This is a genomic window from Angustibacter speluncae, from assembly GCF_054777815.1.
This window is the reverse complement of sequence record NZ_BAAHAF010000081.1, coordinates 31,167-45,989: the sequence shown is the minus strand read 5'-3', so window position 1 is coordinate 45,989 and position 14,823 is coordinate 31,167. Positions and strand designations below refer to the sequence as shown.

The following is a 14,823-nucleotide window of genomic DNA, read 5'->3' as shown; positions in this document are numbered from 1 at the left end:
CGGTCAGCGCGGCGCCCGCGGGTTCGGGCGTGGGACGATCGCGCCGGTGCGGCCGAGCCACGCGTCGAGCAGCTCGCGCAGCCGGCGCGCGTCCTGCGGGCGGGTGGCCGACAGGTCGTGCTCCTCCCCGGGATCGGTGGACAGGTCGAACAGCGCCGTCCGGTCGCCGTCGTACCAGCGGATCAGCTTGAGCGAGCCGTCGCGCACGCCCGCGGAGGGCTGGCCACCCTGGTTCCCGTAGTGCGGGTAGTGCCAGTAGACGGGACCGCGCTCCATCGGCTCGCCCCGCAGCAGCGGCTCGAGGCTGACGCCGTCGAGCTCGCGGTCGGCGGGGTCGACGCCGGCGGCGGCCAGCAGCGTCGGAAACAGGTCGGGCGTGGTGGTCGGCTCGGCGCAGCGCGTCCCGGGCGCGACGACGCCGGGCCAGCGGACGACCAGCGGGACGCGGATGCCGCCGTCCTGCATCCACCCCTTGCCCTCGGACAGCGGCGCGTTCGACGTCGGCGAGCCCTCTGCCGTGGCGAGCCCGCCGTTGTCGGAGGTGACGACGACGACCGTGCGGTCGGTGCGGCCCGCCGCCTCGATCGCGTCGAGCAGGCGCCCGACGTTGGTGTCGAGGTTCTCGACCATGGCGGCGTACACGGGGTCGGACTGGAACAGCCGCCGGCGCACGCGCACGCCGGCCAGGTGCACCGAGGGCATCGGCTCACCCTCGTCGATCGGGTCGCGCAGGTCGAGGCCGAGCCGTCCCGCCTTGGCCTCGTACTTCGCCACCAGGTCTCGCGGGGCCTGGACGGGCGTGTGCACCGCGTAGTGCCACAGGTTCAGCAGGTACGGACGCTCGTCGGCCGAGCCCACCAGCGCGATGGCCTCGTCGGTCAGCCGGTCGGTCAGGTACTCGCCGTCCGGGCCGTCGGGCAGGTTGGGCAGCCCGTAGGGGCTGAAGTACGACGGCGGCATCCCCAGCTCGGACCCGCCGACGTTGACCTCGAACCCGTGCTGCTGCGGCCAGGTCACCCGGGTGCCGAGGTGCCACTTCCCGACGTGCCACGTGCGGTAGCCCTCGGCCGCCAGCGCGCTGGCCAGCGACTCCTCGCTGAGCGGCAGGTGGTGGAAGTACGGGACGTCGAGCAGGCGCCCCACGCCGTGCCCGCCGATCCAGTCCGTGATGCCGTGCGTGGCCGGGTACTTCCCGGTCATCAGGCTCGCGCGGCTCGGGGAGCAGACCGGGGACGCGGCGTACGCGTCGGTGAACAGCGCGCCCTGCGCCGCCAGCGCGTCGAGCCGCGGCGTCTCGTAGAACGTGGAGCCGTAGCACGACAGGTCGGTCCAGCCCAGGTCGTCGACCAGGACGACGACCACGTCGGGCCGCGCGGCGGGGTCGGTCGGTGCGTGCGCCATGTCTGGTCCTCCCGGGGCAGGACGATCACGCGCCGCACCGCTGCAGAAGCCCTGCCGCGGTACCCGGGCGACATCCCTTGACTCTGATTACGCATAATGTATGTTCGGCCGAGGCGACGATGCCAGGCACCAGGAGGACCGTCATGACGCTCAACCGCTCCCGCCGTCCGCTCCAGGCTCTCGCAGCGGCGTCCGCCGTGCTCGCGCTCGCCGCGTGCGGCGGTTCCGACCCCGGCACCGAGGGTGGTGGCGGCGGGGACGAGGGTCCCGTCGAGCTGCGATTCGCCGGCTGGGACGAGAGCCAGACCCCGGCCATGCAGGCGTTCATCGACGCGTTCGAGGCCGAGAACGAGAACATCTCGGTCACGTACGAGACGGTGCCGTTCAACCAGTACGCGACCAAGCTGCAGGTGCAGGCCTCCAGCGGCGACGCGCCGGACGTGTTCTGGCTGCACGCCAACGACCGCGACCTCTACGCCTCCGAGGGCGTCACCCAGAACCTCGACGAGCTGATCGAGGAGAGCGACTTCGACCTGTCGGCCTACCCCGACGCCGCGCTGCAGCAGGTCACCTACGACGACAGCATCTACGGCTTCCCCCGCGGCGCCGCGACCGTCGAGCTTTGGTTCAACAAGGAGATGTTCGACGCCAAGGGCGTCGAGTACCCCACCGCCGACTGGACGTGGGAGGACCTGCAGACCGCGGCGGCCGCGCTCACCGACACCCCGAACGGCGTGTACGGCGTCACGACGCTGTACGACGGCACGCAGTCGTTCTACAACACCATCTTCCAGGCCGGGGGGCAGGTGATCTCGGACGACCGCACCGAGGCGCTGCTCGACCAGCCCGAGGCGATCGAGGGCATCGAGTTCTGGACCGACATGATCGAGGCGGGCTCGGCGCCCACCTACCAGGCGCAGCTCGACACCGCCCCGGCCGCGATGTTCCAGTCGGGCAAGGCCGCGATGATCTACGCGGGCTCCTGGCACCCGGGCATCTTCGACGCCGACGCGGCGATCAAGGACAAGATCGACGTCGTGCAGATGCCCGCCGGCCCCGGCGGCGACGCCACCCTGCTCGGCGCCAACGCCTACGCGATGTCGTCGAACAGCGAGCACCCCGAGGCCGCCTGGAAGTTCCTGTCCTTCATCGGCGGTCCCGACGGCGCCAAGGTCGGTGCGCAGTCGAAGGTGGTCGTGCAGCCCGCCGAGAAGGACGCGGCGGTCGTGTGGGCCGAGCAGTTCCCGCAGTGGAACATGGCCGCCATCACCGACTCCGCCGCGGACGGCGTCCCCGGCCCCACGACCAAGCTGACCACCGAGTGGACCGGCGCCATGGTCGACGCCCTCGCCCCGGCCTTCGACCTGAAGGTCCCCGCCGCGGAGGCGGCGAAGAACGCGGACGCGGCGATCGAGGAAGTGCTGGCCAAGGAGAACGGCTGACATGACGCAGGCTCCCCCGAGGAGCGCGGCACCCCCGACCGCGCCCGACCGGCCACGGAGGGGCCGGTCGGGCAGGTCCGTCGAGGCGTGGGCGGGGTACCTGTTCATCGCCCCGGTGACGGTCTTCCTGGTCGTGTTCCAGTTCTACCCGCTGGTCCGTGGCGCCTACCTGTCGATGACCGAGTCGGGGTTCTTCGGCGGCTCGACCTTCACCGGGCTCGACAACTACGCCCGGCTGCTCGCCGACGAGGACGTGATCGGCGCGTTCCGCAACTCCGTGGTCTACACCCTGCTCATCCTCGCCGGCGTGCCGCTGGCGATGCTGATCGCGGTGCAGCTCGACCTGCGCGGCATCCGGTTCAAGTCGGTCTACCGGGTGATCTTCTTCCTGCCGGTCGTCGTGCTGCCGGTCGCGGCCGGTCTGGTGTGGTCCACGGTGTTCAACGGCGAGTACGGGCCGCTGAACGCCGCGCTCGAGGCGATCGGCATACCCGGTCAGGCCTGGTTGCAGGACAAGCGGTTCGCGCTGCTGGCCGTCGGCCTCGTCGGCGTCTGGTCGACGCTGGGCTACAACGTGGTGCTGTTCCTCGCCGGGCTGCAGAGCATCCACCCCGAGCTGTACGACGCAGCGGCGATCGACGGTGCCGGGCGGTGGCGCACGATCCGCAGCATCACCGTCCCGATGCTCACGCCCGTGACCTTCTTCGTCAGCGTGACCAGCGTGATCTCGGCGATGCAGATGTTCGACCTGATGTTCACCATGATCGGCGTCGCCAGCGGCGGCGTGCGCAACCCCGTCATCAACGACACCCAGACGGTCGTCTACCTCTTCTACCGGGTCGGGTTCATCGAGAACGACCGCGGCTACGCCTCGACGATCGCGGTCGTCCTGGTGGCGGTCGTCCTGGTGCTCACGCTGATCCAGTTCCGGCTCCAGCGGCGGTGGGTGAACTATGCCTGAGACGAGCACGGCGGTCCGGCGCGCGGGCCTGCGCCTGCGTCCCGGCAAGGACGACGAGCAGCCGCAGTCGTCCTCGCGCGCGCTGCAGGGCTCGCACACCGGCGCGCACCTGTTCCTCATGGTGCTGTCGGCGCTCGTGGTGTTCCCGTTCCTGTGGCAGGTGCTGACGTCGGTCAAGACCCTGAGCGAGTCGCTGCGGGTGCCGCCGACGTTCCTGCCGCAGTCGTTCGAGCCGGCGAACTACGTCAACGCCTTCGAGCGCATCCCGCTGCTGAGCATGTTCGCCGTCAGCACCGGGTACGCGCTGTGCCTGATCGTCGGCCACGTGTTCCTCGGGGCGATGGCGGCCTACGCCTTCGCCTGCCTGCGGTTCCCCGGGCGCGACGTCATCTTCTACGCGCTGCTCACGCTGCTGATGGTGCCGCGACAGCTGTTCCTGCTGCCGCAGTACGAGATCGTGCAGTCGCTCGGGTTGACCAACACCTTCCTGGGCCTGGTGCTGCCGCACTTCTCGGGCATCTTCACGGTGTTCCTGATGCGGCAGTTCTTCATGTCGCTGCCGCGCGAGCTGATGGAGGCCGCGCGGCTCGACGGCGCCGGCCCGTTCCGCACCTTCTTCTCGGTGATGCTGCCGCTCGCCAAGCCCGGTCTGCTGGCCGCGACGATCATCACGGTGCTCTACTCCTGGAACGACCTGCTCTGGCCGCTCGTGGTCATCAGCGACGAGACCAAGGCGCCGCTCAGCGTCGGTCTCGCCAACTTCCAGGGCGAGTTCCTCACGGACCGGCCGGTGCTCATGGCCGCCGCCACCCTGGCGGCGCTGCCGATGATCGCGCTGTTCCTGGTGCTGCAGCGCCAGTTCATCCAGGGCATCGCCTTCACGGGCTCGAAGTGACCGCCGGGACCGGCACCGGCCAGGACGCGACGGCTCAGCCCACCTGCGCCTCGGCGCCGGCCTCCTCGCGCCGAGCGCGCAGCACCGACAGGACGTTCTCCTTCGCCGACCCGATGTGCGCGCGGGTGGCGGCCTCGGCGAGGTCGGGGTCGCGACGGCGCAGCGCGTCGACCATCTCGGCGTGCTGGTCCTGCGCGATCCGCAGCCGGCCGGGCACCGCCGAGCGCACCCGGACGGCCTGGATGCGCCGGTGCACGCGCTCGGCGGCCTCGGCGAGCTCGCGGTTGCCGGACAGGTCGTTGATGGCGCGGTGCAGGGCCACGTCGACGTGCGCGAACTCCGACTCCGGCCCGTCGACGAGGGTCTCGAGCTGCGACATCAGCGCGTACACGCCCGACAGCTCGAGGTCGGGCGCCGAGGCGGCCATCCGCACGCCCGCGGTCTCGAGCACCATCCGCAGGTCGTACAGGTCGCTGACGACGTCGTCGTCGAGGGCGACCACGACCGCGCCCCGGCGGGGCTGCACCTGCACCAGCCCCTCGCTCTCGAGCCGCCGCAGCGCCTCTCGCACCGGCGTGGTCGAGATGCCGAAGTGCTGCGACAGCGGGATCTCGCGCAGCCGCGAGCCCGGGTCGAGCACGCCGGCGGTGATGGCGGCGTGCAGCGAGTCGCGCACCTGGTCGACCAGGCTGCCTCGGTTCGACAGCGGGTCCAGCCGGGTCAGGTCGGTCATGGACGAAGTATCGAGAAGCGCGCCCGTGCGCGCAACGACCGACCCGCCGTCTGCGCCACTGCATTATGTAGAATCTGACGAACGCCGACTGAGGAGACGTCCGTGACCACCACCGCCGCAGCGCCCGCCCCGTGGCGCGGCATCTTCGCGATCCCCGTCACCAGCTTCCGCCCCGACGGGACCGTCGACGACGAGGGCCTGCGCCGCCAGGTGGAGTTCTGCCTCGCCGGCGGGGCCACCGGCGTCGTCTACCCGGGTGTGGTGAGCGAGTTCTTCGCCCTGGACGACGACGAGCGCCGCCGCGCCACCGAGGTCGTCGTCGCGGCCGTCGCCGGCCGGGTGCCCGTGGTGGTGGGTGCCACCGCCGGCAGCGCCGGTGCGGCAGCACGGCTGTCGGCGCACGCGGCCTCGATCGGCGCGGACGGCGTGATGGCCACGCTCCCGCCGGTGCAGCACCTCTTCACGCCCGACCAGGACTTCGTGATCGGGTACTTCCGCACCCTGGCCACCGGGTCGGACCTGCCGATCGTGCTGCAGAACGCCCGCATCGGGCACCCCATCCCGCTCGGGCGGCTGCGCGAGGTCGTCGAGGCCGTGCCCCAGGTGCGCTACCTCAAGGAGGAGACCTCGCCGAGCACGCACCAGCTCACCCGGGCCGTCGACGCCGTGGGCGACCTGCTCGACGGCGTGTTCGCCGGTCTCGGCGGCGTGTTCCTCATGAGCGAGCTCGACCGCGGCGCGGCCGGGTCGATGCCGGCGCCGCCGTACGTCGACCGGCTGAGCGCCGCGCACGACCTGCACGCCGCGGGCGAGCGCGTCGCGGCCCGCGAGGTGCTGGCGCCGCTCGCGCCCCTGTTCACGTTCGAGATGCTCTACAACGTGGCGGTCATCAAAGAGGTGCTCGTGCGCCGCGGGGTCATCGAGCACACCACCTGCCGGACGCCGGCGCCGCACCTGGACAAGACCGACCTGCGCGAGCTCGACGAGCTGCTCGAGGTTGCGCAGCTCCCCACGTACAGCGGCTGAGACCTACCGCGGCAGGCGCACGTCGCAGGAGCGGGTCGACGCCGCGCGCACGGCGTCCTCGTCGACGTCGACCCCGGTGCCGGGCACCTGCGGCAGCCGGCCGCGCCCGTCCACCACCGGCAGCGGCTCGTGCACGAGACGGTCGACCGCGGCGCCCAGGTCGACCTGGTGCTCTTGGAGCAGGTCGGTCGGGGCCGTGGTCGCCATCGCCCAGCTGGTGGCGGAGGCGACGGGGGAGCAGGTACCGACGTGCCAGGTGACGTCGCCCCCGGCGGCCCGGACGGCCTCGGCGATCCGCAGCCCCTCGGTGACGCCGGTGCGGGCGACGTCCGGCTGCACGACGCGGACGCCGTGGCGCACCAGCTCGACCGCCTCGGCGACGGTGTGCGCGTGCTCGCCCGCCGCGACGGGCACGGACGTCGACGCCGCGAGGACCGCGTGGTCCTCGACCGGGACGAGCGGCAGCGGGCACTCCAGGAAGCGCACGCCGAGCGGCTCGAGCTCGCGCGCCAGTTCGGTGGCGGTGCCGAGGGACTGGCCCCAGAGCAGGTCGACCATGACGACGGCGTCCCCGCCCACCCCCTCGCGCACCGCCCGCACGTCGGCGGCCATGTCGGCCACGCTGCCGGACAGGAACATCTTGAAGCCGCGGTACCCCTCGTCCGCCAGCTCGCGCGCCCGCGCGACCCGCTCGGCGGTGGTGGGACGGCGCAGCCCGGACACGTAGAGCGGGAGCTCGCGGGCGACGTCGCCGCCGAGCACGGTCGCGAGCGGCAGCCCCTCCCGCCGCGCGCGCAGGTCCCACAGCGCGATGTCGAGACCCGCCACGGCGTCGGCGAAGAACCCGGCGTGGTGGCCGCGCACGGCCATCAGCCCGGCGAGCCGGTCGCGCTCGGCGGCCGGGTCGTCGGCGTCGCGCCCGAGCAGCGCCGGGCCGAGCAGGTCCTCGACGAGGGTGACGACGACCGCCGGGGCGATCGGTGCCTGGGTCTCGCCCCACGCAACACGGCCGTCGGCGTCCGTGACTTTGAGCAGGCAGGTGGTCGTGCGCGTCGAGTACACCTGCGCCCAGGCGGGTTCCAGGTAGTAGGGCGTGCCGGGGAAGCCGCCGGGACGGTGGTCGCGCCCCGCGACCTTGTAGTGGTGGTCGAGCGAGACGGCGAACGCCTCGATGCGGTCGATGCGGGTCATCGGGCACCTCCGGTGGGGGAGCGACGGCGGGCGGTCACGCCGCCGCCAGGACGAGGACGACCCCCGAGGCGACGGCGACGAGCGCCACGCCCAGGGCGAGCAGACCGGCGGGGACGCGGGAGCGCCAGCGCACCCCGGCGACCACGCCGAGCAGCTGGGGGACGGTGGCGACCGCCAGGACGGCGGCGTCGAGGTCGACCCGCGCGAGCAGCGTCGCCGACCCGGCGGCGGCGACGACCACGTTGTTCGCCAGCCCGGCGCCGACCGCGGGCCCGAGGGCCACGCCGCTCGCGACGAGCAGCGGTGTGGTGACCAGTGGCCCGCCGACGCCGACCACGACGCCGGCGACGCCGCTGAGCCCACCCGCGGCCAGCGTCCGGGCGGGCGGCACCTGCGCGCGGGCGGGGTCGTCGTGCTCGTCGACGGCGGGCACCGGCCGGCGGGCGCGTCGCAGCAGCACCAGTCCGGCGACGAGCACGGCGAGCCCGATGAGCACCTGCAGCACCCAGGTCGGCAGCGCGCGCGAGACCACCTCGCCCAGCAGCACGCCGGGCAGGGTGCCGAGGCACAGCAGCAGCACCAGGCGCGCACTCACCCCGTGCTCGCGGCGGTACAGCACCGCGCCGAGCAGGGCGGGGAGCAGCGAGGCGAGCAGGGCGTGGGCGACGGCCGCGCGGGGGTCGAGCCCGAGCAGCCCGACCAGCACCGGGGGCACCAGGAACCCGCCGTAGCCGGACAGGCCGAGGGCGACGCCGATCACGAGGCAGGCGACGCCGACCCAGACCCACTCCACCCGTCCACCCTAGCCGTCTTATGTATCATGCAGAACGTGACGCACCGCAGGCCCACGGTGGTGACCGGTGCCGCCGGCGCGGTGGCCCGGACGCTGGTGCCGGAGCTGGCGGGACCGGTGCGGCTGGTCGACCTCCCGGGCGCCGACCTCCCGGGGACTGAGCAGGCGGTCGAGGCAGACCTCACCGACGCCGGCCAGGCCCGTGCCGCGCTCGCCGGGGCTGTGGCCGTCGTCCACCTCGCGGGCCAGGCCAGCCCGGCGGCCGCCTGGCCCGACCTGGTGCGCTCGAACCTGGTCGCCACCGCGAACGTGCTCGACGCGGCCGCCGAGCAGGGCGTCCGCCACGTGGTCCTCGCGAGCTCGGTGCACGCCGACGGGGACGCCCCCGCGTCGGACTGGCCGGTCGACCCCGCCCGGCCGCCGCAGCCGTGCTGCCGGTACGGCGTGTCGAAGGTGGCCGTCGAGCAGCTCGGTCGCGACCACGCCCGGGAACACCCCGGCACGGCGGTCGTGTGCCTGCGGCTGGGCCTGGTCGCCGACCGCCCGCGCTGGCGCGACGAGGCGCTCGGGTGGACGCCCACCGACGTCCTCGGTCCCTGGGTGCGGGCCGCGCTCGACGCGCGGGCCGGGCACCACGTCGTGTTCGCCCTCGCCGAGGTGACCGGCCGCGCGCGGTACGTCACCGACCCGACGACCGCGCTGCTCGGCAGCGCCCGACCCGTGCGCCCGGACGACCTCGACGGCCTGCCGTCCGCGAAGGTCGAGCTGGCACCGGGGTGCCGGCTCTGGCGGTCGGACGCGACGTGAGTCCCCGGTTCCTGCCACCGGCCGGCCGGTGCCGGGTCTGGACCGGCCAGCTGATGGGCCACGACAGCGTCGTGCTCGAGAACCGGTGGCTGCGCGTCACGGTGCTCCCGCGCCGCGGGGCCCAGGTGCACGAGCTGCTGCACAAGCCGACCGACACCGACCTGGTCTGGCGCTGGGACCGCGGGCTGCCGGCGCCCGCCGGGGCGCCGGACCACCCGCTGCCGCAGGGCGGCTTCCAGGACGCCTTCGCGGGCGGGTGGGACCTCATGCTCCCCGCGGTGTCGCGGCTCGTCGCGACCCCGGCAGTGGGGTCGCACGGGGAGGTCTGGGCGCTGCCGTGGGACGTCACCGTCGTCCGCGACGCCCCCGGAGAGGTCGTCGTGCAGTTCGAGACCCGTTGCCGCAGGACGCCGTTCGACGTCCGCCGCACCCTGCGGCTCGGCGACGCGCCGCGGCTCGAGGTGCGCACCGAGGTGCGTCACCGCGGCCGCGTCCCGCATCCGTTCGCGATGGGCGAGCACGCGATCTGGGACGTGGGGCAGGCCATGGCGCACGGGGCGCGGGTCGAGCTCGGGTACGCCGCAGGCGGTGGGTTGCGCACCGCGCCGGTGCAGCCGGAGGGGTCGGTGCTCGCTGCCGGCGCGAGCTCGGACTGGCCGACGGCGCCGTTGCTCGACGGCTCGACGCGGGACCTGTCGCGCCTCGGCCCCGCCGACCTCGGCTCGACCGGGCTCGCGGCGGTGCGTGTCGACGCCGGCTCGGTGCGGCTCGCGCCGGCGTCGGGTCCGGCCGTCGACCTCGGCTGGGACGCGGACGTGCTGCCGTGGCTGCTCCTCTGGCTGCCGCTCGGGGGTGACCTCGGGACACCCTGGTTCGGCACGGTCGAGGCGCTCGGGCTCGAGCCGGTGTCGGTGCCGCCGTGGACCGACCCCGCCGACCTGCCCCTGCTGGCAGCCGGTGACGTCGTCACCTCGTCCGTGACGGTGTCGGTGGACGATACGGTTGCTTCTGCATAATGTAGCGCCATGCTGCGACCGCACGCCCGCGACGCCGGGCCGACCGCACCCGCCACCACCGACCAGGTCGGCGCGCCAGGGGAGCGCGACGACCTCGAGGGCGCCCGATCGTTGGACGTGCGCGGGGGCCGGGTGCTGGTCGACGCCGCCGGCGGCCTCGCCTCGCTGGTGGCCGACGACGGCACCGAGTACGGCGCCGGGACGGGGGGCAGGGGGCTCGTGCGCATAGCGGCGCCGCTGCCCGACTACCCCTCGCACTACGTCGAGCTCGGGACGCACGGCGGACCGCAGGTGCACGAGGCGGACGGCGGCCTGGTGCTGGTGCACGACGGTCTGACGACGCCCAACGCGGAGCTCGACGTCCGGGTCGAGGTGCGGCTCCGTCCGGCACCGGAGGGGCTCGTGCTGAGCACCCGGGTCGAGAACCGCTCGGACCTGCGGTTGCCGCAGGTGGCGTTCCCGCAGCTGCTCGGCCTGCGCGCGGTCGGCGGCGTCGACGGCACCCGGGTGCGGATGAGTCGCGGCACGACCCACCCGCTGCGCGACCTGGCGATGAGCCCGGACGACGCGACCTTCCTCGACATCGCGCTGCAGCGGTACTACGGGTACGGCGCGTTCGAGCTTAGCATGAAGTGGCTCGACTTCGGCTCCGCCGCAGGCGGACTGACGATGTACGGGCGCGACCCGCGTTACTCGGCGCAGGGCCTGCTGGTCGAGCGACCCGGGCGCACGGCGAGCACGACCGAGCTGCGGTGGATCCACTACCCGCTGATCGAGCCGCGGGAGACCTGGGAGAGCGGCGACTTCGTCGTCCTGCTGCACCCCGGCGACTGGTACGCGGGCGCCAGGGCGTTCGCCGAGTTCGCGGCGAAGGCGTACCCGTACGACGCGCCGCAGCACGTCCGCGAGGCGCTGGCGATCCGCAGCATGTGGGCCGCGGTGCGCAACGCCGACCGCCCCGAGGCGGGTCTCGACCGCATCCCCGAGCTCGCCGCCGAAGTGGCCGATCCCGACCTCGGGGTGGCCGAGCTCGTGGTGTGGCACTGGTGGCAGAAGAACGGGCTGCCGATCATCCTCGACCCGCGCCTCGGCACCGAGGACGACCTGCGCGCCGCGCTCGCCCGCTGCCGCGAGCTGGGCGTGCCCGTGTCGTTGTTCGTGAGCCACCACCTGCTGCGCGACACCGACGAGACCCCCTCGGACTGGCGCCATCTGAATGCCGCCCGGCAGCCCGTGCAGGACGACTGGACCTACGGGCGCGACTTCCTGCCGCGCTGGCGGGTGCAGTTCATGGGCACGCACGCGATGATGCGCGGCTCCGCGCTCGCCGAGGGCTGGCGCGCCGCGGCGCTGGCCGAGTACGAGCGGCTGCTCGACCTCGGAGCGACGTCCGTCTGCTTCGACCAGTTCTGGTCGTGGTTCGAGCCGAACTTCAGCGAGCACCGCGACGCGCGACCGGACGCCGAGGGCGACCGGCTGCTCGAGCTCGGTCGCGACGCCCACGCCCTGGTGCGCAGCCGCGACCCGCGCGGCACCTTCTCCGGCGAGATGCCGTCGGAGATGAAGGTGCCGGTGCTCGACTACACCTGGGAGTGGCGCAACGCCGAGGAGCTCGACGACGACGCGCCGTTCCGGGTGGTCTTCCCGCAGGTCCGGTTGAACGCCAACGTGAACGAGCACCCGCGCGGCGCGCTCTACGGCTTCGCCGAGGGCGGCCTGCTGAACCTGATGCCGGGCAACATGCACTCGCACCGGCTCGCCGACCACCCCGACCTGCTGCGCACGGTGCGCGAGCTCGCGGCCCTGCGCCGGCGGTTCCTGCGCTACTTCACCGAGGGCGAGTTCCGGCACGCCGAGGGACTGCGGGCCGAGCACTGCCTGGCGCGCGCGTACACCCACGGCGACGACGTGCTGGTGGTCGTGGCGAACCCGGGCGACGAGGCCGTGCGGGCCCGCGTCCGGGTCGACCCGACGACCTGGGGCGGTGCCGCGGTCGACCGCGCGGCCGCACTGGTCGCGCAGGACGGCACCGCAATGGGCTGCGCAGGGGTCGAGCCGCTCGAGGTCGACCTCGATCCCGACACCCTCGTGGTGCTGGAGCTGACCGCCTGAGGGCGGTCGGTCAGTCTGCGCGCACGACCCGCTGGGTCTGCGTCCCGAGCCCGCGACCGGTGAGCCGCAGCGTCTCGCCGCCCTGCAGGTAGACCTGCGGGCGCAGGCCCATGCCGACGCCCGGCGGCGTGCCGGTGTTGATCAGGTCGCCCGGCTCGAGCGCGAGGAACTGGCTCAGGTAGTGCACGAGGAAGGCCGGGCGGAACAGCATCGTCGCCGTGCTGCCGTCCTGGCGGCGCACGTCGTCGACGTCGAGGGTGAGCGCGACGTCGTCGACGTCGCCGAGCTCGTCGGGCGTGACCAGCCACGGACCGGTCGGGTTGAAGGTGGGGGCGGACTTGCCCTTCGACCACTGGCCGCCGCGCTCCAGCTGCCACTCGCGCTCGCTGACGTCGTTGACCAGGACGTAGCCCGCGATCGCCTCGGCGGCCTCGGCCTCGTCGCGCAGGTAGGAGCAGCGACGTCCGACGACGACGCCGAGCTCGACCTCCCAGTCGGTCTTCGTCGACCCGCGGGGGACCACGACGTCGTCGTCCGGACCGACGACGGTGTTGGGCGACTTGGTGAACAGGATCGGCTCGTCCGGCGCCGCCTGGCCGGTCTCGCCCGCGTGGTCGGAGTAGTTCAGGCCGATGCACAGCACCTGGTGGGGGCGCGCGATCGGCGGCCCGAACCGGCGTCCGCCGAGCGGCTCGACGGCGCCCGCAGCGACCCGCTCGGCCACCAGCGCGGGCAGCGCGTCGAGGCCGCCGCGGGCGAAGAAAGCCTCGTCGAAGTCCCCGACGACGTCGCCCACGGGCACCACGCCGTCCTCGTGCAGCACGCCGGCCAGCTCCTGGCCTGGCGCTCCTACCCGGACGAGCCGCATCGCCGACCTCCTCGACACATTATCGATAATGCGTGTTGAATGTAGCGCATGGACGAGGCGAGCACGGCACGGCGGGCCCTGGTCACCGGCGGGCAGAGCGGGCTGGGCGCCGCGTGCGTCGCGCGGCTGCGGGCCGACGGTCTGGAGGTGCTGAGCCTCGACGTCGGCGACGGCGCCGACCTCGTCGCCGACGTCCGCGACACCGACGCCGTGGAGGCGGCCGTGCGGGAGGCCGGCCGGGTCGACGTGCTGGTGAACAGCGCGGGGATCGTCGGTCCGAACCGCGTCCTGTGGGAGGTCGGCGACGACGAGTGGGCGAGGGTGTTCGACGTGAACGTCGCCGGCACGATGCGCGTCCTGCGCGCCGTCCTCCCCGGCATGCGCGAGCGCGGCTGGGGGCGGGTCGTCAACTTCGCGAGCATGGCGGGCAAGGACGGCAACCCGAACCTGTCGGCGTACTCGGCGTCCAAGGCCGCGGTGATCGCGATGACCAAGGCGGTGGGCAAGGAGCTCGCGCGCTCCGGCGTCGTCGTGAACGCGGTGGCGCCGGCGGTGTTCGAGACGCCGATGAACGCCGACACCGCACCCGAGGTGCTCGAGCGGCTGACCTCGCTCATCCCGATGGGGCGGCTCGGCCGGCCCGACGAGGCCGCTGCGCTCGTGTCCTGGCTGTGCTCGGACGAGTGCAGCTTCTCCACCGGCAGCGTGTACGACCTCAGCGGCGGGCGGGCGACCTACTGACCGTGGACGCCGTCCGCCTCACCGCCGAGCGGCTGCAGCACGGGGAGTGCCCCGTGTGGTGGCCGGACGGGTCGGGGCTGCGGCTGGTCGACCTGCTGGCGGGCGACCTCGTGCGCCTGGTCGACGGCCGGCTGGAGCGTGACCACGTCGGGTCGAGCGCCGCGGCGCCTCGTCCCCGGGTCGGAGGCGGCACGGTCGTGGGGGTGGGGACCGAGGTGCTGCTCCTCGACGCGGACGGCGCTGTGGTGCAACGCGTCCCGGGCCTCGGTGCGGACACCGGGCTGCGGGTGAACGACGGCGCCTGCGACCCGTCCGGCCGGTACTGGATCGGTACCTGCGGCGGCGGCGACGGTGCGGCCGGGTTGCACCGGCTCGACCCCGGTGGCGAGCTGGTCCCCGTGCTGACCGGGCTCACCACCGCGAACGGGCTCGGCTGGGCGCCGGACGGCCGCCGCGCGTGGTTCGTCGACACCCCGACCGGCCGGGTGGACGTGCTCGACGTGTCGGCCGACGGCGAGGTGACCGGCCGGCGGCCGTTCGGCGGGGTCCCGCGCGGGCTGCCCGACGGCCTCGTGCCCGACGAGGCCGGAGGCGTCTGGGTCGCGCTGTGGGACGGGGGAGGGGTCGTCCGCCTCGGTCCCGACGGCGAGGTCGACCGCGTCGTCGACCTGCCCACGCCCCGCGCGACGGCCTGCACCCTCGGCGACGACGACCTGCGCACGCTCTACGTGACCACCTCGCAGCACGGGCTGCGGGACGACGACGGTTGCGCCGGAGCGGTGTTCACCGTCCGCGTCGACGTCCCCGGCAGGCCGGTCGACGCGTTCGCCGGCTAGC

14 protein-coding genes are annotated in these 14,823 nt (G+C 73.7%); 9 read left to right on the top strand and 5 right to left on the bottom strand.

Translation table 11 applies throughout. The annotated features are described in order from the left end of the window. Positions 1-3 precede the first annotated feature (3 nt). Positions 4-1,401, bottom strand: a complete 1,398-nt coding sequence (locus ACYVKY_RS09650) for a sulfatase (protein ID WP_460434758.1) — start codon at positions 1,399-1,401, stop codon at positions 4-6. Positions 1,402-1,544: 143 nt separating this feature from the next. On the opposite strand from ACYVKY_RS09650, the gene ACYVKY_RS09645 reads away from it, so the two are divergent. From ACYVKY_RS09645 to ACYVKY_RS09635, 3 genes are read left to right on the top strand one after another with little or no spacing between them, the layout of a single operon-like run. Then, a complete protein-coding gene (locus ACYVKY_RS09645) occupies positions 1,545-2,843 on the top strand; it encodes an ABC transporter substrate-binding protein (RefSeq protein WP_460434757.1) in 1,299 nt (432 codons plus the stop codon). Between the two features lies 1 nt (position 2,844). Further along, entirely contained in the window at positions 2,845-3,804 is a 960-nt protein-coding gene (locus ACYVKY_RS09640) for a carbohydrate ABC transporter permease (protein WP_460434756.1), read from the top strand. Further along, on the top strand, positions 3,797-4,699 hold the full coding sequence (locus tag ACYVKY_RS09635) for a carbohydrate ABC transporter permease (protein ID WP_460434755.1): 903 nt from the start codon (positions 3,797-3,799) through the stop codon (positions 4,697-4,699). Before ACYVKY_RS09640 ends, ACYVKY_RS09635 begins: the two co-directional genes overlap by 8 nt. 34 nt (positions 4,700-4,733) lie before the next feature. On the opposite strand, the gene ACYVKY_RS09630 is transcribed toward ACYVKY_RS09635, so the two are convergent. Continuing rightward, positions 4,734-5,432 carry a GntR family transcriptional regulator gene (locus tag ACYVKY_RS09630; protein ID WP_460434754.1) on the bottom strand — a complete coding sequence of 233 codons (699 nt, stop codon included), beginning with the start codon at positions 5,430-5,432 and terminating at the stop codon, positions 4,734-4,736. A gap of 102 nt (positions 5,433-5,534) precedes the next feature. Between ACYVKY_RS09630 and ACYVKY_RS09625 the strand changes: the two genes are divergently transcribed. Next, a complete protein-coding gene (locus ACYVKY_RS09625; protein WP_460434753.1) occupies positions 5,535-6,458 on the top strand; it encodes a dihydrodipicolinate synthase family protein in 924 nt (307 codons plus the stop codon). Positions 6,459-6,461: 3 nt separating this feature from the next. On the opposite strand, the gene ACYVKY_RS09620 is transcribed toward ACYVKY_RS09625, so the two are convergent. Both ACYVKY_RS09620 and ACYVKY_RS09615 read right to left on the bottom strand, forming a co-directional pair. Then, the gene (locus tag ACYVKY_RS09620) at positions 6,462-7,649 is read right to left on the bottom strand and encodes a mandelate racemase/muconate lactonizing enzyme family protein (protein ID WP_460434752.1); all 1,188 of its coding nucleotides are present in this window, start codon (positions 7,647-7,649) and stop codon (positions 6,462-6,464) included. 34 nt (positions 7,650-7,683) lie between these two features. Next, complete coding sequence (locus tag ACYVKY_RS09615) at positions 7,684-8,442, bottom strand: TSUP family transporter (RefSeq protein ID WP_460434751.1); 759 nt, start codon at positions 8,440-8,442, stop codon at positions 7,684-7,686. 36 nt (positions 8,443-8,478) lie between these two features. Here ACYVKY_RS09615 and ACYVKY_RS09610 point away from each other — a divergent pair, with 36 nt between their 5' ends. The 3 genes from ACYVKY_RS09610 to ACYVKY_RS09600 are packed head-to-tail and all read left to right on the top strand — an operon-like array spanning position 8,479 to position 12,377. After that, complete coding sequence (locus ACYVKY_RS09610) at positions 8,479-9,249, top strand: NAD-dependent epimerase/dehydratase family protein (protein ID WP_460434750.1); 771 nt, start codon at positions 8,479-8,481, stop codon at positions 9,247-9,249. After that, complete coding sequence (locus ACYVKY_RS09605) at positions 9,246-10,265, top strand: aldose epimerase family protein (RefSeq protein WP_460434749.1); 1,020 nt, start codon at positions 9,246-9,248, stop codon at positions 10,263-10,265. Before ACYVKY_RS09610 ends, ACYVKY_RS09605 begins: the two co-directional genes overlap by 4 nt. 9 nt (positions 10,266-10,274) lie before the next feature. Further along, positions 10,275-12,377 (top strand): hypothetical protein, encoded by a 2,103-nt coding sequence (locus ACYVKY_RS09600; RefSeq protein ID WP_460434748.1) that lies wholly within the window; start codon positions 10,275-10,277, stop codon positions 12,375-12,377. A 10-nt stretch (positions 12,378-12,387) separates the two neighbouring features. Here the strand turns inward: ACYVKY_RS09600 and ACYVKY_RS09595 are convergent, their stop codons facing one another. Then, positions 12,388-13,245, bottom strand: coding sequence for a fumarylacetoacetate hydrolase family protein (locus ACYVKY_RS09595; RefSeq protein WP_460434747.1), 858 nt, complete (start codon positions 13,243-13,245; stop codon positions 12,388-12,390). A gap of 48 nt (positions 13,246-13,293) precedes the next feature. Between ACYVKY_RS09595 and ACYVKY_RS09590 the strand changes: the two genes are divergently transcribed. Both ACYVKY_RS09590 and ACYVKY_RS09585 read left to right on the top strand, forming a co-directional pair. Beyond that, the gene (locus tag ACYVKY_RS09590; protein ID WP_460434746.1) at positions 13,294-13,986 is read left to right on the top strand and encodes an SDR family NAD(P)-dependent oxidoreductase; all 693 of its coding nucleotides are present in this window, start codon (positions 13,294-13,296) and stop codon (positions 13,984-13,986) included. A 2-nt stretch (positions 13,987-13,988) separates the two neighbouring features. Next, the gene (locus ACYVKY_RS09585; RefSeq protein ID WP_460434745.1) at positions 13,989-14,822 is read left to right on the top strand and encodes an SMP-30/gluconolactonase/LRE family protein; all 834 of its coding nucleotides are present in this window, start codon (positions 13,989-13,991) and stop codon (positions 14,820-14,822) included. The last annotated feature ends 1 nt before the right edge of the window (position 14,823 follow it).